Raw genomic sequence first — 23,615 nt, 5'->3', positions numbered from 1 at the left:
TCCTCCCTTGAGCAGCCCGTCTGGCCGCTCGCCGTCATTCCGGCAAGATTGTACCTTTGGTCGTTCTGGAATTGCCGCGGAATTCGGCAATGACAGTGCCATTCTGGTTGGCCACCGTCACGTCGTAGAGGCCGGATCGGCCGGTACGCGATTTCTCGCTGGCCGTAGCCGTCAAGCGGTCTCCGAGATGGGCCGGTGCCAGAAACGTGATGTCGCAATGCTGGGCAACCGTAACCTGGTTGTACGTGTTGCAGGCAAAAGCGAAGGCACTGTCGGCGAGCGTGAAGATATAGCCGCCGTGGCAAATGCCGTGGCCGTTGGTCATGGCCTTCGTAACCGTCATCGCCATCGACGAATGTCCGGCACGTACATCTTCAAGTTTCATGTCCAGGTGCTGTGTCGCCGTATCCTGCGACCACATGCGATCGGCGCAGGCGCGCGCAAATTCATCCGGTGTCATTCTGTGCCTCGTTCAAGCGCCGGTAAATCGGGCGGACCGCTTTTCAAGGAAAGCGGTGACGCCCTCCCGATAATCATTCGTGCGTCCTGCCTGACGTTGGCTATCGCGCTCGGCGTCCAGTTGCCGATCGAGTGACTGGTCTGCTGCCGATTGTATCAGTTCCTTGGTAAGCGCAAGGCCGGTGGTTGCCCCCGCGGCCAGCTGCGTTGCCAGCGTCCCGGCCTCCGTCATGAGGTCCGTATCCGGAACCGCCTTCCAGATGAGGCCCCAGGTGGCAGCTGTCTCGGCCCCCAACGGTTCGCCCGTCATGGCGAGTGCCTTCGCACGGGCTTCTCCAATCAGGCGTGGCAGTAACCATGTGCCGCCCGAATCGGGAACTAGGCCGATCTTGGAGAAAGCCTGGATGAAACGGGCAGACTGGGCGGCGAGGACGATATCGCAGGCAAGCGCTACATTGGCGCCTGCACCCGCGGCAACGCCGTTGACCGCACAGATGACAGGCTTTCTGAGAGCCCTGATTTGCCGAACCAGGGGATTGTAAAGTGTCTCGAGTGTTACGCCGAGATCAGGTGCCTCGCCACCTCCGCGCATGTCGCGATCGGAAAGGTCCTGACCAGCGCAGAAAGCGCGGCCGGCCCCGGTCAGCAGCACAGCCCTGATTGAGCTGTCTTCCGTTGCGGTGGTCAAATGCTTGCGAAGCGCATGATGCATGGCTTCGTTGAAGGCATTGAGCCGGTCCGGTCTGTTGAGTGTTAGAAAAAGACAGCCATCCCGCTGTTCAGCGAGCACAGTATCACGGTCTGTCATGCGCCCCTCCCAAAGCATCACATCTTTTGCATGAAAATCGATAATGTTGTGACATTAATGCACGACGAAACGTTCTGGTCAAAGGCAGAATGCAGTTTTCCGGTACGCCAAATCACTTTGGTCGGTTCGCCACTGGCAACACGTCCGCTTTTCAACTCTTGTGAGAAAAGGCGCTTAAAATATGGTCAGCCCGATTCAGCTGATATTTACTTTAATCGTCAATAGTTAGCCCAGTTTCGGCCAGCGCTAGGGCAACATGTTTATCCGTAAAACCACCGCTGACAATTTTTCGTTGGACATTCCTCTTGAACTTGAGGAAGGCCCGCCGCCAGTCGCGTACCGGCGCGTTCTGCAGGTTTTGTCGCTGACTGCGGCGGCTTTTCTGGCGTGGGCGGCAATCGGTCAGGTGCGTGAAGTCGCCAGTGCGACAGGGGAAATTGTTCCGGCAGGCAAGGTGCAGACTGTCGGTCACCTGGAAGGTGGCATCGTTGCAGAAGTGTTGGTTCAGGAAGGCCAACTGGTTGAAATAGGCACCCCCATCGTTCGGTTGCAGGAAACCGCGGCGTCAAGTGATCTCGAGAAGGTCCAGACTCGCTTGAAGTTTCTGGCGACCGAAGAGCAGAGGCTCGGAAATCCGGGTCTTGGCAGTGCCGCCAATGGTCTGAGACTAGGCGCCGATGCAGGCTTCAGCGAAGCGCAACAGGCTGCCTATGACGCTCAACGCCTGGCACTGGAAAAAGAACAGCAGGCCTTGAAGGCGAGGGTGAGTGAAAAGCAGGCGGAGCTAGCCAGTATTCTGGAACGGATAGCCCTGCAGGAAACCCAGATCGAGATCCAGCAGGAACAGTACAAGATCCAGGAAAACCTCTTCGAACAGGGTTACACATCCAAGAGGCGCTTTCTGGAAGCCAAGTCGTCTCTTCAAAATGCCCAGAGCCTTTTGAGCGAACTGAACGGTATGAGCGGCAGCGTTCGAGCACAGTTGACGGAGGCAACCGCCAGCCTGGAACGTTCGATTGCCGTAGCCGAAGAGGAGCAGGCCGTAGAGCGCAGCCGGGTTGCACAGGAGCGCAGCGAGCTGACTTTCGAAGCCGATAAACAGAAAGACCGGTACGACCGACTGTTCGTGCGAGCTCCGGTCAGCGGGCACATCAAGGCGCTTTATCTCAAAGGTCCGGGCAGTGTACTGGCGCCTGGCGATGTGGTTGCCGAAATTGTGCCGAGCGATAGCGATCTTGTTGCCGAGGTTCGTGTTTCACCGCGCGATATAGGCCATGTGGATGTCGGTGACGAAGCAGAAATCGCCGTTACGACCTTCGACCCGAATATCGAAGGTACCTTGAAGGGGGAAGTTTCCGTCATCTCGGCGTCAAGTTTCAGGGACGAATACGGCAACTACTATTTCAAGGCCATGATCCCGCTGAAAACCAACACGATCGGGCAGGGTGCGCGCGCTGAAACAATCTCGCCAGGCATGGTCGTTGACGCAAAGATCGTCACAGGGTCCAAGTCCGTGCTCCAGTACATGTTGAAGCCGGTCACCCGCGCAATCGGAGATCCGCTCAGCGAACGTTGAGCCGGCTCATTTCCAGATCTCATTTTCCGAATTCTGTCGCTGGCAGATAAATGAAAAGCCCCGCCGTTTCCGGCGGGGCTTTTCGTCAGTTACCGCTGTCCGGTGACATCAGCTACCAGCGGATTTCCTCAACATCGTTGAAATTGACACGGCTGCCATCTGCAAAGTCGATATAGCCATCGGCATCCTGGGAAAGGTCGAGCCTGCCGCCTTCAAGGTCTGTTGTCTCGATCGAGCCGTTGGTGATCGTCACTGTCCAGTCCGTACCGTATTCGCCGGCGGCAGTGATCCCTGGACCACCACCCAGATCGATAACGTCAGTCCAACCGGCCCCCATGCCTGCGTTGATGGTGTCACTGCCGTCGCCCAGGCCGTACATGAACAGGTCGGAACCGTCACCACCGCTCAGGTTGTCGTTGCCAAGACCACCGATGATCACATCATCTCCAGCGCCACCGCTGATGTTGTCGTGCCCGTCGCCACCGAAGATAAGGTCGCGGCCGTCACCAGCCGAAATGTTGTCGTTGCCTGTGCCGCCTTCGATCCTGTCGTTGTTTGAACCGCCCTCGATAACGTCATCACCGCCGGCGCCGTCAAGGTGGTACGTATAGTCGTAGCCTGCACCGCTGCCGGTATTGCTTTCGTCAGTATCGTTGTAGGTGACGTCATATTCGCCGGTAACGGCAATCGAGAAGGATTCACTCGACTGGGATCCATCCGCGGAAGTGGCGGTGATCGTCAGATCGATCGAATTTTCAATCTCGCTGTCGAAGAACGCATGGTCTGCAATTGTGACATTGCCGTCAGCATCGATCTCGAAACGGTCGTCACTCAGAGTGTAGGTAACTGCATCGCCGTTCGGGTCGTCGGCAAAAGCAGTGATCCCAACCTGTGTGCCGGCACCATCCAGTTCGTGGATTGTGTTGGCGGACGCGTTGGTATCGGTCACATCACTAATTGGGCGATCGATCAGATGTTCCGATTGGATTTCTCCGTCGGCAAACCTGAAGTTCTCGACGTTGGACACCGTATCGATACCGTCGGGAGCGCCGGAGCGAAGATCGGAAATCGTGTAGCTGCCATCTTCGTTCTGGACGATGTTGTAGTCTTCCCAGTTACCGGAATAGATGGCGGTATCCGCGCCCTTGCCGCCGTCGATGGTATCGTTGCCGGAGCCACCTTCCAGCATGTCCGCCCCGTCACCGCCAATCAGTGTATCGTTGCCTGCACCGCCTTCGAGCGTGTCGCCTGGAACCTGGTATTCGGAGTCAAGCCTGTTGGCGTACATGCTAGCGTCGTTGATGGTCAGCGTATCAAGTGAAATTCCAACGATAGGTTTGCTGGAAAGCAGGTCGGAATCCGCATTCGACATATATTCCGGAGCCAGATAGACATCACCATTGTCGAGCTGAATGACGACCGCCGAGATGGTTCCGGTGGTTCCGTCCGTGAACGTGACGGTCGCATCAAAGGTCTGCAGGGAATCGAGAGCATAGTTCGTGCCACCGATTGTCAGGGTCTCTGCCGTGCCGTTGAAATCGTTGTCCGCCAGTACTCCGTCACCATTGGTGTCGTTTGCGGTTGCTCTCACCGTCTGTGTGTAGAGGGGGGTACCTGCATCGCCATAAGATCCCAGAAGGCTGGAGGCATTCTCGCTGACGCCGTTGTTCTCATCCGTGTCGACATCCGCCATGGTTCCCAAGTGGATGAGAGAGTAGGTGGCGCCAACCGCATTGGTTCCACCGTTTGTTGGGGCAGCGCCGTCGCCGGCAATCAACGTGTCATCGCCATCGCCGCCCTGAAGCGTGTCGGAACCCGCTCCACCGGACAGCGTATCGTTGCCTGAGCCACCAATCAGCGTGTCATCACCTGCGCCACCATAAAGGTTGCCACCGTCGTCATGGGCCGTGATCGTGTCGTTGCCAGACCCGCCGCTGATCGATGTTTCAGACACACCGGTGTCAGTGAAGGTGGCGCCGCCGTCTGCAAGCTGCAGGTCTTCTGCCACATCCATGACATCCAGCGTGAAGGATTCCTGCGATGTCGATCCGTCTGTGGAAGTTGCCGTAACGGTGATCGTGATTTCCGTCTCGGTTTCGTAATTGAAACTCGCACCGCTCGCGACGGTAACCACACCGTTTTCGTCAACCGTGAAACGGTCGTCATCGACAGTATAGGTCACACTGTCAGAGGTGTTCGCGTCGTCGGCAAAGGCTGTTACGCCAACAGTGCTGCCAGCACCTGCGTTCTCAGCGATGCTGTTGGAAGAACCGTCCGTATCCGAAACCGCAGAAATATCTTTCGCGACAAGATCGCCTGCAAGAATGTCGCCATCCGCGAAGCGGAAGTTCTCAACTCCGACGACAGTGTCGGTTCCGTCCGGCGAGCCGGAGCGGTTGTCGACTACCGTGTAGGTGCCGTTCGCGTTTTCGGTAACGGTATAGTCGGAACGGTTACCGGAATAGATTGCGGTGTCTGTACCGCTTCCGCCGTCGATATAGTCGTTGCCGGCCCCACCTTCGAGCGTGTCGTTTCCGGCGCCGCCGTACAGCTTGTCGCTGCCTGAGCCGCCCTGAAGGGTATCGTCGTCATTTTCGCCGGACAGGCTATCGTTGCCCGCGCCACCGATCAGTGTGTCGTTCCCGCTGCCGCCAAAGATGGTGTCGTTACCTTCGCCGCCATCCAGGTAGTTGTCACCGGTGTTCGGCTGGGTGCCACGCTCATCATCGATGAAATCGTCGCCCGCACCGCCGTAAACGACGTCGTTGCCTTCGCCGAACATGATGGTGTCATTGCCTGCGCCGCCATAGATCGTGTCGTCGCCTGCACCGCTGTAGATGGTGCTGCCGTCGTCATGAGCGGTAATTGTGTCGGCACTGTCGTTGCCGGTGATGGATGTTTCGGCGACGCCGGTGTCGGTGAAGGTCGTTTGACCTTCGGCCATCTGATAGGCTTCAGCGACGTCGGCAACCGAAAGAGCAAAGGTTTCCTGAGACGTGGAGCCGTCAGAAGACGTGGCGGTCACCGTCAGGTTGATGGTCGGTTCGCTCTCGTAGTCAAACGTTGCCCCGGCGGCTACCGTTACCAGGCCATCGTCGCCAACTGTGAACCGGTTATCGGACACCGTATAGGTTACCGTGTCGGACACATCACTGTCCGTTGCCTGAACAGTAATACCGACAGTGGTGCCTTCTCCGGCATTTTCCGCGAAGCCATTGGCCGTCGCATCGATGTCGGTCACCGCAGATACGGCAACTTCATTGACGTCGGAAACAGCGATCGTGAAGGTTTCTTCCGAGGTTGAGCCATCGGTTGAAGTTGCCGTCACGATGATGTCGATTGACCCTTCGGTTTCCGCATCAAAGCTCGCACCTTCCGCTACCCGAACCACGCCGTTTTCGTCCACGGTGAAGCGGCTGTCGTTGACAGCATAGGAAACCGTATCCGAGACATCGGCATCGCTTGCCGACGCAGTGATACCAACCTGTGTGCCTGCGGTCGCATCTTCTGCGATTGTGTTTGCCGAGATGTCTGCGTCAGTCACGCTGGAAACGTCGAATTCGTCGATGTCAGACACCGCTACGGTAAAGGTTTCCGTTGAAGTCGAGCCGTCAGAAGACGTCGCGGTCACGGTAACGTTGATGGACCCTTCGGTCTCTGCGTCGAAGCTGGCACCATCTGCAACACGAACCACACCGTTTTCATCGATTGTGAAGCGCGTGTCATCAACAGCGTAAGAAACCGTGTCAGAGGCATCTGCATCTGTTGCCAGGGCCGTGATGCCAACCTGAGTGCCGGCAGTTGCTGCTTCAGAAATCGTGTTATCAGAGATGTCCGTATCGGTGACGTTTGAAACGGCGCCCTCGTTGACGTCGGAAACGGCAATCGAGAAGGTCTCCTGCGACGTGGAACCGTCAGAGGAGGTGGCAGTCACGACAATGTCGATGGATCCTTCGGTTTCTGCATCGAAGCTGGCGCCATCGGCAACACGGACGACACCATTCGCATCGACAGTAAAGCGGCTGTCATCGACGGAATAGCTCACAGACGCGGTGATATCCGCGTCACTCGCGTGTGCTGTAATGCCAACCTGTGTCCCGGCAGATGCGTCTTCGGAAATCGTGTTCGTCGCGGCGTCGGTGTCGGAAACAGCTGAGACGTCGTATTCGTTAACGTCGGACACGGCAATCGTGAATGTCTCTTCGGAAGCCGAGCCATCTGAAGACGTGGCGGTTACAACGATGTCGATGGAACCTTCGGTTTCCGCGTCGAAGCTGGCCCCATCCGCAACCCGGACAACGCCGTTTTCGTCCACGACAAAGCGATCGTCATCTACGGTGTAGGACACAGTATCAGACGTGTTTCCATCTTCAGCGAACGCGGTGACGCCGACAGCCGTTCCTGCAGTAGCGTCTTCCGCAACCGTGTTTGCGCTGCTGTCCTTGTCGGTAACGGCAGAAATATCCTGCGCGATCAAATCGCCCGAAAGAACATCGCCATCGGCAAACCGGAAGTTTTCAACATTCACGACGGTGTCGGTACCATCGGGAGAACCTGGACGATTGTCCGTAACGGTGAAGATGCCTTCGTTCTCGGTAATGGTGTAGTCAGCGAAATTGCCGCTGTAGACCGCTGTGTCAGTACCTAGCCCACCGTCAATCATATCGTCGCCGGCACCGCCCGTCAGCGTGTCGTCCCCCGGGATAACCGCGGCCGCACTGACAAAATCGGAGGTGAACAGGTCTACTGACGTTCCGCCTGGAGGCGTTACCGTTGCATCGAGAACCTCTTGTCCCTGGTTCTCCCAGACCTTGACGACAATGGTGTAGATCTCACCCGGTTCCAGATCAACGTCCGCCCAGCGGGTGGTCGCTGATTGGTGGTAATCGTTGTCGAGATAGTCGGTCTGCGTACCGTTCTGGTTGGTGAACGTCAGTCGGTTGCCATAGGCATCGAAGATCTCGATGGTGGATCCATCGTCCGAGCGGGTGGAGAAACGATAGGTGCCGCCATCTGTGGCGGTGAAGTTGGACGTCAGAATGCCACCAAAATCTTCAGGATTATCAGTTGACCCGCGCGCACCCTGGACAATTGTGTCCAGGTCGAACGCATCCGTCGTTCCCTCGTCGATCAGCGTGCCTGAGGAGATGTCGACAGTCTGGCCGGCATCGCCGCTGAAGTTGTGATCATAAACCTGGTAGTGCCAGGTGCCGGACACAGGTGCATTTTCACCATAGATCGTGTCATTCCCGGCGCCACCTTCAATCCTGTCGTCCCCCGCACCACCTGCAAGAGTATCGGCAGCATTGTTTCCGGAAATCGTGTCGTTGCCATCTGCGCCATCGACGTTGCCACCGTCGGCGTGTGCCACAATGGTATCGTCACCGGAGCCGCCGGTGATACTGGTTTCAGCGACAGAAACGTCAGTGAAGGTCTGGCCGCCGTCTTCGAGCTGATAGTCTTCAGCAACGTCGGTTACTGAAACCGAGAATGCATCCGAAGACGTGGAGCCGTCTGAAGACGTCGCGGTCACGGTCAGAGTGATGTTGGGTTCGCTTTCAAAGTCGAAAGAAGCACCATCTGCAATGCGGACAACGCCGTTTTCGTCCACCGTGAACCGGTTATCGTCTACCGAGTAGGATACCGTGTCAGTGATGTCGCTGTCGGTCGCAAGAACCGTGATGCCAACCTGCGTTCCGGCGGCGGCATCTTCGGTAATCGAATTTGCCGTTGCGTCCGTATCAGTTACGGGAGTGATGGCACTTTCATTGATATCGGAAACAGCGATTGTGAAGGTCTCTTTAGAGCTCGATCCATCGCTTGAGGTCGCTGTCACGATAATGGCGATGGAACCTTCGGTTTCCGCATCGAAGCTCGCCCCCTCAGCCACACGGACGACACCGTTGTCATCAACAGTGAAGCGCGTATCGTTCACCGAGTATGAGACAGTATCTGTGACGTCCTTGTCTTCGGCAAATGCGGTCACACCAACCTGGGTACCTGCCACAGCATCTTCTGCAATGGTATTGGCAGATGCGTCTGTGTCGGTCACGGCGGTGACGTCATACTCATCAACGTCAGAAACGGAGATCGTGAAGGTCTCTTCCGAGGTCGAGCCGTCGGTGGAGGTCGCCGTCACGATGATATCGATGGACCCTTCGGTTTCTGCGTCGAAGCTTGCACCGTCGGCAACTCGAACCACTCCGTTTTCGTCGATGGTAAAGCGGCTGTCGTTGACAGCATAAGAGACGGTATCGGTGGCGTCTGAATCAGTTGCCAGGGCGGTCACGCCGACCTGAGTGCCCGCGCTTGCATCTTCCGCGATGGTGTTGTCGGAAGAATCCGTATCGGTAACAGCGGACACGGCGCTTTCGTTGACGTCGGAAACAGCGATGGTGAAGGTCTCTTCCGAGGTCGAGCCGTCGGTCGAGGTCGCCGTCACGATGATATCGATGGACCCTTCAGTTTCGGCATCGAAGCTTGCGCCGTCAGCAACCCGAACCACGCCGTTCTCATCGATAGTGAAGCGTGCGTCGTCGACGGAGTAGGAGACAGTGTCTGTGGCGTCAGCATCCGTTGCCAGGGCCGTCACGCCGACCTGGGTGCCTGCGCTTGCATCTTCCGCGATGGTGTTGGCCGAAGAATCCGTGTCGGTAACATCTGACACGGCGCTTTCGTTGACGTCGGAAACTGCAATCGTGAAGGTTTCTTCTGAAGTTGAACCGTCAGTCGAAGTCGCCGTTACGATGATGTTGATGGACCCTTCGGTTTCCGCGTCGAAGCTCGCGCCATCTGCAACCCGAACCACGCCGTTTTCGTCCACCGTGAAACGGGCGTCGTTGACGGTGTAGGAGACCGTGTCGGAGATGTCCTTGTCTTCGGCGAATGCGGTGACACCAACCTGTGTGCCTGCGACAGCATCTTCTGCAATGGTGTTGGCAGATGCGTCTGTGTCGGTGACAGCCGTGACGTCATATTCATCAACGTCTGAAACGGAGACCGTGAAGGTCTCTTCCGAAGTTGATCCATCGGTGGAGGTCGCCGTTACGATGATATCGATGGAGCCTTCGGTTTCGGCATCGAAGCTCGCACCATCCGCAACCCGAACCACACCATTGTCGTCAACGGTGAAACGGGTGTCGTTGATCGAATAAGAAACCGTGTCGGTGGCGTCTGCATCAGTTGCCAGAGCGGTCACGCCAACCTGCGTACCAGCGCTCGCATCTTCCGCGATGGTGTTGTGGGAAGAATCCGTATCGGTAACAGCGGACACGGCGCTTTCGTTGACGTCGGAAACCGCAATCGTGAAGGTCTCTTCCGAGGTCGAGCCGTCGGTCGAGGTCGCCGTCACGATGATGTCGATGGACCCTTCAGTTTCGGCATCGAAGTTTGCGCCGTCAGCAACCCGAACCACGCCGTTTTCATCGATAGTGAATCGTGCGTCGTCGACGGAGTAGGAGACAGTGTCGGTGGCGTCTGAATCCGTTGCCAGTGCAGTCACGCCGACCTGGGTGCCTGCGCTTGCATCTTCCGCGATGGTGTTGGCCGAAGAATCCGTGTCGGTAACATCAGACACGGCGCTTTCGTTGACGTCGTAAACTGCAATCGTGAAGGTTTCTTCTGAAGTTGAACCGTCAGTCGAAGTCGCCGTTACGATGATGTTGATGGACCCTTCGGTTTCCGCGTCGAAGCTCGCGCCATCGGCAACCCGAACCACGCCGTTTTCGTCCACCGTGAAACGGGCGTCGTTGACGGTGTAGGAGACCGTGTCGGAGATGTCCTTGTCTTCGGCGAATGCGGTGACACCAACCTGTGTGCCTGCGACAGCATCTTCTGCAATGGTGTTGGCAGATGCGTCTGTGTCGGTGACAGCCGTGACGTCATATTCATCAACGTCTGAAACGGAGATCGTGAAGGTCTCTTCCGAAGTTGATCCATCGGTGGAGGTCGCCGTCACGATGATATCGATGGAGCCTTCGGTTTCGGCATCGAAGCTTGCACCGTCGGCAACTCGAACCACTCCGTTTTCGTCGATGGTAAAGCGGCTGTCGTTGACAGCATAAGAGACGGTATCGGTGGCGTCTGAATCAGTTGCCAGGGCGGTCACGCCGACCTGAGTGCCCGCGCTTGCATCTTCCGCGATGGTGTTGTCGGAAGAATCCGTATCGGTAACAGCGGTGACGTCATACTCATCGACGTCAGATACCGCGATCGTAAATGTCTCTTCCGAGGTTGAGCCATCGGTCGAGGTTGCTGTCACGATGATATCGATGGACCCTTCAGTCTCGGCATCGAAGCTCGCGCCATCCGCAACTCGAACGACGCCATTCTCATCAACCGTGAAACGGGGATCATCGACGGTGTAGGAGACGGTGTCCGTTACATCTTTGTCTTCGGCGAATGCAGTGACGCCCACCTGCGTACCAGCCGCAGCATCTTCCGCGATGGTGTTGGCGGAAGTGTCTGTGTCCTGAATTGCAGACGTAGCGTATTCGTTTTCGTCTTCGACCTTTAATGTGAAGCTTTGCGTGGACTGCGAGCCGTCGGTGGAGGTGGCGGTCACAGTGAAGGAGACAGTCGCTTCGGTTTCAGCGTCAAACACGGCGTCTTCGGCAATGCTGACCACACCCTGGTCATCGATGACGAAGCGCGGGTCGTCTATGGAGTAGGAGACACTGTCGCTCACGTCCCGGTCGGTCGCAACAACAGTGATGCCAGCCTGACTGCCGCCGTCTACACCTTCGGAAATTGTGTTCGCAACAGCGCCGACCGTGCTGATCGGGCTGACGTCGTATTCGTTCACGTCACGGATATTGATCGTGAAGGTTTCTGTTTGCGTCGCTCCGTCGGATCCAGTGGCAAGCACGATGATCTGGTGACTTCCAGCCGTTTCGGCATCGAGCGAACCGGCTACCGTAACGATGCCCGTCTCGGGATCAATGGAGAACAGACCACCCGCATCGTCCAGGAGGCTGTAGGTTACGCTGGCCCCTTCTGCGGCGGTTGCGTTTGCCCGAATTCCGGTTGCAGATCCGACTGCTGAATTTTCATCAACGGCGTTTTCAGTTGCATCGATATCGGTGACCGCAGACAAATCGGAAGCGACGATGCCCGCAGCACGGTCGTTGTTGCCGTCATCGAAACCTGCGCCTGACTGCACTCGGCCATTCTGGCTACTGAAAGTGCCATCGCCCGGGTTGGTTGCAGAGCCATTCGAATAGGTCTGGTTCGATCCATCATCCAGAGCAGAAGCTATGCTTGCGGACGTACCGCCACCCAACGGGAAATCGTCGCTGTTCGACCCTGAAAAGTCCTGTGTGCCAGTTGAATTGTCGGAAGATTGCTCAGTGTATGCATTGACTGCATCGCTGTCTTCAAGCGCAGAAAGCTCCGTGCCATCATCCTCAAACCCGATACCTTGCGTGCCGGACGATGGGTCTTCCTGTTCGACGTAGCGTTGTTCTTCCTCGTTGCTTCCAAGGTGCAGGTTGGCGTTGACCTGTTCCATGGATTCGCCCATGTCCTGGTCGAGATGATAGTCGTGCGCCTTGTCGAGATGCTCATCTCGATTATCGAGAAGCCCCGAATGCAGGATGCTATCGGAATTCAGGGTCGTCCTGGTTTCCGTAGTGTTACCTTCTGACGAGGTGTTTTCCTGGGAGTCTCGATTCTGAGTGTCGCTTGCCATTTCGGTCGCACGTCCGCACAATTTCCGATAATGCCAATGAACGTCGGCGTCCTTAACAAAGCGCAAAATTCCTCTTAGAATCTGAAGTTTAGTTCTAATAAAATTCGGGAAACACGGCGTAGGGTAAACGCTTTTTAAACCCGATCAGCACAGTTTGAGCGAGTAGCTACACGACTCTGGCCCACATATGCTGAAATCGGTATTTTCATCTTTCTTTTTGCCTCGTCTGAGGATCCGGCATTCTCCGTCCGGACGCTGGATTTCTTCGCCCGGATTGCCGCGCGACGTTGTAGTTGCTTCCGTTTTCGCAAATGTCATGGGGCTGGCGATGCCGCTGGCCATTCTTCAGGTTTATGACCGCGTTCTGCCAAATGCTTCCACCGACACGCTGCTTGTGCTCATCCTCGGGGTGGCTGTCGTTCTAATTGCCGATGCCGTCATCAAGGTCTCCCGTACCGCGGTTGTCGGCAGGCTCGGGGCAGGGTTCAATCATCAGGCGCACACCGAACTTTTCCGCCGGGTGCTTGATGCCGAGCCTTCCCAGTTTGCCAAAACGCCTGTTTCCGTACAGGTGCACCAGCTTCGGGCGTTGCAATCGGTTGCAGATCACTATGGCGACCAGAACCGCCTTCTCGCCATCGACCTGCCTGCGGGGGGTATCTTCCTGGCAGCGCTCATCTTTATCGCAGGGCCGCTGGCGCTGGTGCCGATCACCTTGCTGGGCATCTTCATGCTGTTTGCCCTCAACAGAAACAAGGTGCTGCAGCAGGTTGTCGCCGACCGGGCAGATCAGGACGATCGCAAATCCGATTTCATCCTGGAGGTACTGTCCGGCGCCAAGACCGTGAAGTCCCAGGCGATGGAAGCTCTGATCATGCGCCGCTTCGAGCGATTGCAGCGAGCAACGGCAGAGCTCAGCTCCAGATATATGCGCTTGTCCGGCCAGGCGAGGGATGCATCCGCACTTTTCGGAACCCTCACGACTATCTTTGTGGTCATCTGCGGCGCGTTGATGGCCATCTATGGCAATTTCAGCGTCGGTGGTGTCGCAGCCAGCACACTCCTGTCCGGTCAGTTCGTGCAGCCTTTCCTTCGCGCGATCAACCAGCTGACAGACATGCAACGACTGAAGCACGACTACGCTCAGGTCAATTCGCTCTTCAAGCTGCCGGAGGTTGCGCAGCAGGAGCCTTTGACGGTCGATACCGACGGTTCCATTCACCTGATCAACGTGTCAGTCGAACTGGGCGAAAGCCAGCGCCGGGTGTTCGAGGACATCAACCTGACAATCGAAGCCGGACAATTCGTCGGTTTCCGCGGTGCGGACGGCAGCGGCAAGTCCACACTCATGAAATTGCTGACCGGTGAAATGACGCCGACGACCGGCAAGGTCATGATCGGCGGGCAGGATTATGATGGCCTCCACCAACATGCACTGCGCAAGACCGTTGCCTATGTCGACAACCAGTCTGCTATCTTCAACGGCACAATCCTTGAAAACATCACGATGTTTGGTGCCGTATCCGACATCGCTCATGCGCGTATGGCGGCAAAGCTGATCGGGCTTGAAAAGGAAATCCATCTCTTGCCGCGCGGTTATGAGACGCAGCTGGGGTCAGACCTGGGCGGCAAGGTTCCTGCAGCTACCTTGCAGCGTATCTGCATTGCAAGGGCATTGGCAGGCGAGCCGAAGATCCTGATCCTGGACGAGGCGAATGCGCAACTGGACCAACAGGCAGAAAAGGCGCTTGTCGATGCGCTGATCCGTCTGAAGGGCTATCTGACGGTTATCATCATCAGCCACCGTCCTTCCATGCTGGCAGTCGCGGATCACCAATACGAACTCAGTGACGGCAGCGTGCATGACCTCGGCACGATGAACGTAACCGGTACACCTCAGAAAATGGGGATGCCGGCGTGAGTAGACCGCTTTTCAACCTCGAGGACGTCCACGCTGCCGACAATGCCGTGCACCGCCAGTGGCGCGATCTGTCGGCCGAACTGGCAGCCGATGGGACCGCCACAAGCCGGTTAGGACTTCCTGATGACGGTGCGGCGCCTGCCGAAAGGTGCCTGATCCCGCTTTTGCGGGAGATGCGCTGGCAGGGCAATGACCGGCTTCTGTTCGAGGCATTGCCGCACTTCGACCGGATTGAAACTTTCCAGGTCTTGCGGACCGTCCTCAGCCGCTTGACAGTCAAAACGACACCTTTTCATGGAAGTGCCGGGGAACTGACCCATGCACAGATGCCGTGTCTGCGTGTAACCAGGGACGACGTTCAGGTTCTCGTTGGAAAAACCGGAACGGGTGAGTTTCGCGCCTATTCCGGCCGTCAGGGAGAGGCAATTTCAGTTCCTGCTGCGGATATTCTGAAAAACGAGATCTATCTCGCTGCCGAAGACACTGAGGAACAGGGGCAGGTTCAAAATAACCGAAGCTGGTTCTCGACCGTATCCAAACGGTTCCGGACCAGTATCATCTCCATTCTGGCCCTCGGTTTTGTTCTCAACATTCTCGCTCTTGCACCGCCGTTGTTCATCATGGCGATTTACGACAAGGCAATGGGAGCAAAATCGACTGAAGTACTTCTGACCATGGCGGTCGGCGTTGGAATCATTCTTCTGTGCGAAGTTGCGCTGCGCAGAATGAAGACATGGCTACAATCCTATCTCGGCGGACGGGTTGATGCGATTGTCGGCAACAAGACCTTTGAGCGCATCCTGCATCTTCCATATGCGATGCTGTCCGAAGCACCGATCGGCACTCAGGTCATGCGGCTGCGCTATTTCGACAGCGTGCGCGACATATTCCAGAGTTCGCTGTTCAATGCGATCGTCGATATTCCCTTCACACTGATCTTCATTGTCGCGATCTTCCTGATCGGCGGACCTGTTGCGCTGCCGCCGCTCGCACTGCTGACCATCTACACGCTGCTGGCCGTTTATGTCCTGCCGAAGGTCCAACGCGAAGTCGCTGCCGTTGGCGAGCAGAAATCGAAACTCAACAGTTTCATGATCGAGACCTTTCGCAACCAGCGGGCTCTCAGGAACCTTTCTGTAGAAGATACCTGGCTGGAGCGATTTTCGGCGCTTTCCACCAATTTCAACAAACTCAACATCCATGCACGTCATATCACGCATGTGCTGCAGACACTGTCGCAGACGCTGATGACCATTTGTGGTGTCTTGGTTCTGGGGATCGGGGCAATGCGTGTTATGGAAGGAGAAATGAGCCTGGGTGCCCTGATTGCCACAATGGCCCTCAGCTGGCGGGTGCTGAACCCGATGAACCAGGCTTTTCTCAGCATCACGCAGCTCGCGCAAAGCCGCACGGTGATCGAACAGATCAATAACCTCATGAAAGTGCAGCTCGAGCGCGAGCCGGGGCATCTGCCGAAAATCACACGTGACATTCGCGGTGATCTGAAAGTGTCCTCACTTGTCCTCAGGTATCCAGGGGCAACGGAAGCCTCGCTGAAGGGCCTTGAGCTGACGGTGAAGGAAGGCGAAACCGTTGCCATCACGGGCCCGAGCGGCTCGGGCAAGACCGCGTTGTTCCAAGCTGTCATCGGCTTGTTTCAGCCCCAGGTGGGGTCCATCCTGTTCGACGGTCTGGATGTGCGCCAGCTGGATACCGCAGAGTGGCGCTCCTCCATTGGCTATGCACCCGACGATCTCGACTTCTTTTACGGCACGGTAAAACAGAACCTTCTGATGTCGGATCCGGGCGCTACCGACGAACGACTGATCGAGGTTACCGGTAAACTTGGCTTGCTGTCCTACCTGGAGGAGAACTTCAACGGACTTGAAACGCGCCTCAATGGCGAGGTCCTGAAGCAAATCCCGGACAACATGAAGCAGCGCATTGTTTTGGCCCGTGCCTTCGTGAAGGCGGCACCGCTCTATCTGTTCGACAATCCGGGAACGCATCTCGATTTCGAGGGCGATAAGAAATTCATGGCGATGATCGAGGAACTCAAGGGCAAGGCGACCATCCTCATCAATACCCAGCGGCCTAGCCACATGAAAATGGCCAACCGGGTGGTTGTGCTCAGAGGTGGCCAGATTGCGATGATGGGGCCACCGGAACAAGTAGTACCGGCACTCATGGGACAGACCGCGAAAGCCGGATAGGCAGCTTTCTTTCCGAAGATACCAAAAAGCCCGCCGGATTGCTCCGACGGGCTTTGTTATTTGGCGGTGCCGCTTCTTAGAAGACGGATTTTACTGCTTTCACGGTTGCATCAACAACCTTGTCGATTTCAGCTTCAGAAATGCACAGGGGAGGGGCGAACCCCAGGATGTCGCCCTGCGGCATCGCCCGGCCGATGACGCCTTCCTTCAACAGGGCAGCCGCAACCTGTGGGCCGGTTTTGCTTGCCGGATCGAGATAGGTTCTGCTGGCCTTGTCCGATACAAATTCGATCGCGCAAAGCAGGCCCTCGCCGCGGATGTCGCCAACGTTGGCGTGATCTCCGAGCGCATTCGTAAGTGCATTCTTGAAGTAGCTACCTGCGGATCCGGCATTCGCCACCAGGCCGAGACTGTCGATAAGCTTGAGGTTCGCAACGCCGGCTGCGGCACCGATCGGGTGTGCGGAATAGGTCCACCCATGGCCGATCGGACCAAATTCGTCGGTACCGTCCTCCAGCACCTTCCAGACCTTGTCGGAAACGATGGAGCCGGACAGGGGAGCATATGCCGATGTCAGGCCTTTTGCGATGGTGATGAAATCCGGCTGAATATCGTAGTGGTCTGACCCGAACATCGTGCCGAGACGTCCAAAGCCTGAAACAACTTCATCTGCGATCAGCAGAATGTCGTGTTTCTTGAGCACGGCCTGAATGGCTTCCCAGTACCCGCTTGGGGGCGGTACGATCCCGCCCGTACCAAGGGCCGGCTCGCCAATGAAGGCGGCAATGGTGTCAGCGCCTTCGCGTTCGATCAGGGCTTCCAGATCAGCAACGCAATAGGCAACAAATTCTGCTTCGGACTGGGAAAGGTCTTCCCTGCGGAAATAGTCGGGCGCGACCGTGTGCAGAACCTGTGAAAGCGGCAGGTCGAACTTCTTGTGAAACAACTCGAGGCCCGTCAGAGAACCAGTCATCAGGCCCGAGCCGTGATAGCCGCGCCAGCGCGAGATGATCTTCTTCTTCTCCGGGCGGCCGAGAATGTTGTTGTAGTACCAGACCAGCTTGATGTTGGTTTCGTTCGCATCCGATCCGCCCAGTCCGAAATAGACCTTGGACATGTGGTCGGGCGCTCGCTCCATCACCATTTGTGCAAGCGTGATGGAGGCTTCGGTGCCGTGGCCGACGTATGCGTGGTAATAGGCCAGTTCACGAGCCTGCTCCGCAATGGCGTCAGCAATTTCGGAACGGCCATAGCCGACGTTGACGCAATAAAGTCCGGCGAATGCGTCCAATAGTTTGGTGCCGTCACGGTCTTCGATATAGACGCCGCTGCCACCGGTGACGATCCGGTTGGGGCTTTCTCCGCGCGCATGTTGGGCAAGATGGGTCGAGGGATGGAAGAAGTTCTCTCTGTCCCAGGCATCCAGTTGGTCGTTCTTGAGCATATTCAAGTCCTTCTAGTGTTGGTTGGGCCAGGTCAGCTCCAGTCCCGGCAGACGTATTTGATTTCGGTGAAGGCCTCCAGTCCGTAGCGGGCACCTTCGCGGCCGAGGCCGGATTGTTTCACGCCTCCAAAGGGGATCGGGTAGCCGGTCACTTTTGTACGATTGACGGCAACCATGCCGTATTGAAGCGCACGGCTTGCACGGTAGATGCGGCGTGGGTCCTGCGTGTGGAGATAGGCGATAAGGCCGTATTCGGTGTCGTTTGCCCGTGCGATGGCGTCCTCCTCCTTATCGAAGGCTGCCAGGGCTGCCACCGGACCAAATGTTTCTTCCCGGAAAATCGATGCATCAGCGGGAACGTCCGCCAGAACGGTCGGCTGAAAAAACAATGGCCCGGCCGTGTGACGGTGGCCACCGGTGAGGAGGCGCGCGCCTCGTGCCAGTGCATCTCGAACATGTTCCTCCTGCTTGGCAACCGCCCGCTCATGCATCAGCGGTCCGATGTCAGGATCTTCAAGCCCAGGTCCGACAGACAAGGCTTCAACACGGTTGGTGAAGGCTTCGCAAAACGCCTGGTAGACCGGTCTTTCAACCAGAATTCGATTTGCCGCGAGGCAATCCTGACCGGATGTTGCGAATTTTGCGGCGATTGCCTGATCGACGGCATGGTCAAGATCAGCATCTGCAAACACGAGGAAGGGGGCGTGACCGCCGAGTTCCAGCACAAGTCGTTTTACAGTCTGCGCACCCTGCGAATAAAGAAGCCGTCCGATACCCGTCGATCCGGTGAACGAAACCGCCCTGACGCGCGGGTCTGACATCCACGGTTTCACGATGTCTTCCGCGTTCCCGGGAAGCACGTTGAAAACACCTGCCGGAAGCCCTGCCTGGTCAGCAAGTTCAGCTAGGGCGAGTGCGGAATACGGCGTTTCCTGTGAAGGGTGCACGACAACGGTACAGCCGGCAGCGAGTGCGGCAGCTGCTTTTCGCGTGATCATCGCGCATGGAAAGTTCCACGGCGTGATCAATGCGGCAACGCCAACAGGTTCCCGCCAGACTTCCATCTCTGCGTCAGGCAAGTGGGAAGTGATGCTCTCGATATTTGGTCGTTTGGCCTCTTCGGCGTAAAACGATACGAAGGAGGCTGCATAATCGATCTCGCCGCGGGATTCCGAAAGTGGTTTTCCCTGCTCACGCGTCATCAGACGTGCCAGATCTTCCCTGTTTTCCAAGATCAAGTCGTGCCAGGCCAACAGAAAGGATGCTCTTTCCTGAGGCAGCAAGGTGGACCAACTCGAAAAGGCGTCATTGGCGGCATCGATAGCTTCGGCGGATTGTGCGCTGGAAAGAGATGTCACTTCTCCGAGAAGACTTCCATCCGCCGGATCGGTTACTTGAAACACGGCACCATCACGTGCCGCTGCCCAACGTCCATCGACATAGGCGAAGTGCTTTACCAGGTGACGGTTGTCGATCAGGTGAAAAAGCGAGCTTTCAAGGGATGTCTCGGCAAGGATTCGGGACTGCATGGCGTTGCTCTCCAAAGTGGTGAGCAGAGCCTAGAATGGCACCCGGGAACGAAACGCCTTTTCTTGACAAGCTTGGCAGCTGTTTCGTTCTTATTCGGAGTTGTCAGCAGTTGTATCTGTTCCAAGCATCCCGGCCAGCAACATATCCAGTGCTGGAGCAGCGCTCTGTTTCACCGGTTTTGTCACCACGTAAGTGAAGTAGCGAACGACGCCAAGGCCGCGGTCCAGCAGGGCATCCATGAACCGCTGATAGCTGTCGATGTCACGCGTGACGGTCTGCATCAGATAATCGAGCCCGCCACCGATCGCCCAGCAGGCAACGACTTCATCGCAATTGCGGATTGCCCGCTCAAAGGCCTGAAAATATTCGGCGCGGTGATGTTCCAATTCAAGCGTCACGAAAACGGTGACATGAGGCGCGAGATTCTTGAGCGAGAAACGCGCGCCATATCCTTCGATGATACCAGCAGCCTCAAGCCTCTCAAGACGCTTCCAGCATGGGCTCGGGCTAAGATTTATACGCTTTGCGAGATCCGCTTTGGAAATGCGTCCTTCCTTGGCAAGTACCTTCAGGATTTCCAGATCTCGGTTGTCCAGTTTCAGCATCAATGTCTCTTGCCGGTTCAGGAAACGAGCATCGTGCCCGCATTTGCCTTCTTGACCTTGCCAAGAGACAGCGTGGCAATGGCCGTATCCTGAACGCCGGTGCCGGTCAAATCGCAGACGGTGATATCGGCATCACCAGTCCTGCCTTGCGCCTTGCCTGAAACAATCTCACCGAGTTCACGTACACGGCTCACATCCTGCAAGGTGCGGTTCTCAAGGGCGGAACGCAGCTCTCCGAGTTTTTCGCATTGGCTTATCCGATCGCAGACCAGGACATCGGCCTTAGCCAGGATCTCCGGGGCAAGTTCATTCTTGTCCTCCTGATCAGATCCCATTGCAGTGATATGCAAGCCGGGATGCAGACAATCTGCGCCCAGGATAGCCTCCTTCGCAGGGGTCGTGGTGACGACAAGTTGGCTGTCGGCAACCAGTTGCTGCCGATCCTCGGTTGCGACCACGTCTATCCCGAGCGCTGCAGACATATCCTTGGCCAGGGCTCTGGCCTTGTCACGGTCTCGTCCCCAGACCAGCGCCCTTTCCGCGGGCCGCACCTTTGCTGCCGCAATCAGCTGCAGCCTGGCCTGAACGCCGGTTCCCAGAATGCCGATCGTTGAAACGACTGCAGGTGCAAGGTGGCGTGCCGCAACCGCTCCGGCTGCAGCCGTGCGGATGTCGGTCAGATAACCATTGTCCAGGTAGACAGCCTGTACCAGACCGGTTTGCGCCGAAAAAAGCACCATCAACCCGTTGAGACTTGAAAGCCCGAGAGCAGGGTTGTTGAAAAAGCCGGGAGATACCTTGATCGCGAAACCGTCGAGACCTGGCACGTAGGCGGTTTTCACATCAACTTCCGCATTCACCTCCGGCAGGGCCATGGACAGCACGGGAGGCATCACGACTGTTCCGGTTGCCAGCTTTGCAAACGCTTTTTCAATGCAGTCGATGACTTCAAGATCAAGATGAACGGCCCGGCGCAGATCGGCCTCGTTCACCAACCTGATTTCATGCGCCATAGCGTTTTCCCTCCAACAGATAGTCCCCAAGCATAACGTCCTGGCCGGTCATGACTTTTGTGAATTGAACCATGTCGACATTTCGACCCGTAATGATCGTTGCGACCGGACCTTCTGGCGCGGTCAGCTTTCCGGCCAGGATTGCTGCAATGCCAACTACGCAAGCGCCTTCCGCGACATGACTATCCTCGTAATAAAGAGCCTGCATGGCCCGGTAGATTTCGCCTTCAGTTACCAGAATGATTTCGTCCAGAAGATCTCGGCACATTGCGAACGAAAGCCGGTTGTCGAGGCCTATGCCGCCTCCAAGCGAATCCGCGAGGCTTGCCACCTCTGGCACTTCCACTGGTCGGCCGGCGTCGATCGATGTCTTCATCGCCGCGCCTCTGTCCATGGTCAGTCCGACAACACGGACCTGTGGGTTAATGGATTTTGCGGCAAGCGCGACACCCGCGGCAAGCCCGCCTCCCGACAGGGGAACCAAAAGGGTGTCGAGGTTTGGAACATCTTCCAGAATCTCAAGCCCGATGGTGCCTTGGCCTGCAATCACGTATGGATCGTCGAACGGTGAGATTTCAAAGACGCCGGTTGCCTGACCCAGCTTACGGCACTCGGCAAGGGCATCGTCCTGGCTGTTGCCGACGATCCGAGTTTCAGCCCCAAGGGCTCTGATGCCATCCAGCTTGGTCTGCGGAACCAGAGATGACATGCAGATCACGGCGTTCAATCCAAGTTCCCGTGCCGCATAGGCAACACCGTGACCATGATTTCCGGTCGAACAGCATGTGAGCGTCGTGGTGCCTTCGGGCGCATTGCGGGCCGCATTCGTCGCACCGCGCAACTTGAACGCGCCTGTTGGCTGCATCGTCTCCATCTTCAGGAAAAATGGCTGTCCGGTTTGTTCTGTCATGAATCGCGAGGGTAGGAGGGGTGTCCTGACCACTCTCCCGGCGATGGCTCTTCGCGCTTCGAAAATATCCGTAAGCGTCAGTTGCATGGACTGTTTCCGGTATCGCTCGTGGTCATCATGAAGATCCTGCAAGGGGGAACATCCTCATTTGTGTACAAATGACCCATAAAGTGCAAGTGATGATGTTTGAACGTGTTTATTTTCTTGATTTCTGAAATGGCTGAGTTCTTATTTGTGTACAAATAAACGACGAGGCCCAATCATGCCAGGTCACGACCTTCCTTTCAGCAGTGCCGAGTATCAACGCCGTCTCGATCTTGTCCGTACCGACATGTCCAAACGGGGAATAGATGTCCTGTTTCTCGAGGACCCTTCCAATATGGCCTGGACCACAGGCTATGACGGATGGTCTTTCTATGTGCATCAGGGGGTCGTTGTCTTTCTGGACGAAGAACCGATCTGGTGGGGACGCAGGCAGGATGCCAATGGTGCCCGTCGAACCGTCTGGATGGACGATGCACGCGTCGCTTCCTACGCCGATCATTTCATTCAGTCGTTTGAACGCCACCCAATGCAGGACCTCGCCAGGCTGCTGGAATTGAGGGGTTACGCGAACAAGAAGATTGGCGTTGAACTTGAGAACTACTACTTCTCGGCCAAGGCGTTCCTGACGCTGCAGAGTGAGTTGCCGAACGCTGAATTCATCGACGCCACAAGCATGGTCAACTGGTTGAGGGCGGTCAAATCCGACGAAGAACTCGTGTTCATGCGCAAGGCAGCCAGGATTTCCGAGAAAATCATGGACGGCGTCTTGGAGCGTGTTGTGCCGGGTATGCGCAAGGCCGACCTAGTTGCAGAGATCTACGCCGACGCCATCCGAGGACTGGACGACGCCTGGGGGGACTATCCCGCTATCGTACCGCTGCTTCCCAGTGGCGCGGATGCGTCCGCTCCGCACCTGACGTGGGACGGACGTTTCATGCAGGAAGGGGAGGCGACATTTTTCGAACTCTCCGGCTGTTTCCGCCGCTATCATGCCCCGTTGTGCCGCACCGTTTTTCTTGGCAAGCCGGAACAGTACCTGCTTGATGCCGAGAAGGCGTTGGTCGAGGGGCTCGAAGCCGGCCTGGACACCGCAAGGGCCGGCAATACCGCGGGTGACATCGCACGTGCATTGGCGAAGCCTCTTGAGGCCGCGGGGATCGAACGCGGCGCGCGGGCAGGGTACCCGATTGGCATTTCCTATCCACCTGATTGGGGCGAACGCACGATTTCCATTCGCGAAGAAGACAACACCGTTCTGAAGCCCGGCATGACCTTTCACTTCATGCCGGGGCTTTGGATGGATGGCTGGGGACTGGAAATCACCGAGAGCATCCTCATCAAGGAAAACGGGCCTGCAGAATGCCTTTGCAACAGGCCCCGCAGATTGTTCGTGAAGTCCTGAG

12 protein-coding genes are annotated in these 23,615 nt (G+C 56.8%); 4 read left to right on the top strand and 8 right to left on the bottom strand.

Annotation, left to right across the window (positions count from 1 at the left end; translation table 11 throughout):
* Window positions 1–34: 34 nt before the first annotated feature.
* Together paaI and paaG are read right to left on the bottom strand one after the other, a co-directional pair.
* Entirely contained in the window at window positions 35–460 is a 426-nt protein-coding gene (gene paaI / locus HCG46_RS16820) for a hydroxyphenylacetyl-CoA thioesterase PaaI (protein WP_152510828.1), read from the bottom strand.
* Window positions 461–472: 12 nt separating this feature from the next.
* Window positions 473–1,267: a 2-(1,2-epoxy-1,2-dihydrophenyl)acetyl-CoA isomerase PaaG gene (gene paaG / locus HCG46_RS16815; protein ID WP_168686868.1), complete on the bottom strand. Its 795-nt coding sequence runs from the start codon at window positions 1,265–1,267 to the stop codon at window positions 473–475.
* Between the two features lie 292 nt (window positions 1,268–1,559).
* Between paaG and HCG46_RS16810 the strand changes: the two genes are divergently transcribed.
* The gene (locus HCG46_RS16810) at window positions 1,560–2,843 is read left to right on the top strand and encodes an HlyD family type I secretion periplasmic adaptor subunit (RefSeq protein ID WP_209009505.1); all 1,284 of its coding nucleotides are present in this window, start codon (window positions 1,560–1,562) and stop codon (window positions 2,841–2,843) included.
* Window positions 2,844–2,955: 112 nt separating this feature from the next.
* On the opposite strand, the gene HCG46_RS28595 is transcribed toward HCG46_RS16810, so the two are convergent.
* Window positions 2,956–12,531, bottom strand: a complete 9,576-nt coding sequence (locus HCG46_RS28595; RefSeq protein WP_286185416.1) for a cadherin domain-containing protein — start codon at window positions 12,529–12,531, stop codon at window positions 2,956–2,958.
* 274 nt (window positions 12,532–12,805) lie between these two features.
* On the opposite strand from HCG46_RS28595, the gene HCG46_RS16780 reads away from it, so the two are divergent.
* Window positions 12,806–14,452 carry an ABC transporter transmembrane domain-containing protein gene (locus tag HCG46_RS16780; protein ID WP_168686867.1) on the top strand — a complete coding sequence of 549 codons (1,647 nt, stop codon included), beginning with the start codon at window positions 12,806–12,808 and terminating at the stop codon, window positions 14,450–14,452.
* Window positions 14,449–16,665 (top strand): ABC transporter transmembrane domain-containing protein, encoded by a 2,217-nt coding sequence (locus HCG46_RS16775; RefSeq protein WP_152506571.1) that lies wholly within the window; start codon window positions 14,449–14,451, stop codon window positions 16,663–16,665. Before HCG46_RS16780 ends, HCG46_RS16775 begins: the two co-directional genes overlap by 4 nt.
* A gap of 76 nt (window positions 16,666–16,741) precedes the next feature.
* Here the strand turns inward: HCG46_RS16775 and HCG46_RS16770 are convergent, their stop codons facing one another.
* The 5 genes from HCG46_RS16770 to eutB all read right to left on the bottom strand — a co-directional run bounded on the left by HCG46_RS16770 (window position 16,742) and on the right by eutB (window position 22,254).
* Entirely contained in the window at window positions 16,742–18,109 is a 1,368-nt protein-coding gene (locus HCG46_RS16770; RefSeq protein WP_168686866.1) for an aspartate aminotransferase family protein, read from the bottom strand.
* 32 nt (window positions 18,110–18,141) lie between these two features.
* Window positions 18,142–19,638 carry an NAD-dependent succinate-semialdehyde dehydrogenase gene (locus HCG46_RS16765; RefSeq protein ID WP_168686865.1) on the bottom strand — a complete coding sequence of 499 codons (1,497 nt, stop codon included), beginning with the start codon at window positions 19,636–19,638 and terminating at the stop codon, window positions 18,142–18,144.
* A 90-nt stretch (window positions 19,639–19,728) separates the two neighbouring features.
* Complete coding sequence (locus tag HCG46_RS16760) at window positions 19,729–20,244, bottom strand: Lrp/AsnC family transcriptional regulator (RefSeq protein ID WP_173017366.1); 516 nt, start codon at window positions 20,242–20,244, stop codon at window positions 19,729–19,731.
* A gap of 17 nt (window positions 20,245–20,261) precedes the next feature.
* Window positions 20,262–21,257, bottom strand: a complete 996-nt coding sequence (locus HCG46_RS16755) for a cyclodeaminase (RefSeq protein WP_075282770.1) — start codon at window positions 21,255–21,257, stop codon at window positions 20,262–20,264.
* Window positions 21,247–22,254, bottom strand: coding sequence for a hydroxyectoine utilization dehydratase EutB (eutB, locus tag HCG46_RS16750; RefSeq protein WP_168686864.1), 1,008 nt, complete (start codon window positions 22,252–22,254; stop codon window positions 21,247–21,249). Before eutB ends, HCG46_RS16755 begins: the two co-directional genes overlap by 11 nt.
* Before the next feature lie 175 nt (window positions 22,255–22,429).
* Between eutB and doeA the strand changes: the two genes are divergently transcribed.
* Window positions 22,430–23,614 carry an ectoine hydrolase DoeA gene (gene doeA, locus HCG46_RS16745; RefSeq protein WP_168686863.1) on the top strand — a complete coding sequence of 395 codons (1,185 nt, stop codon included), beginning with the start codon at window positions 22,430–22,432 and terminating at the stop codon, window positions 23,612–23,614.
* The last annotated feature ends 1 nt before the right edge of the window (window position 23,615 follow it).

The organism is Labrenzia sp. PO1 (genome assembly GCF_012273635.1).
GTDB lineage: Bacteria > Pseudomonadota > Alphaproteobacteria > Rhizobiales > Stappiaceae > Roseibium > Roseibium algicola.
The sequence above is the reverse complement of the archived record's forward strand: the minus strand, read 5'-3'. Positions and strand labels throughout refer to the sequence as shown.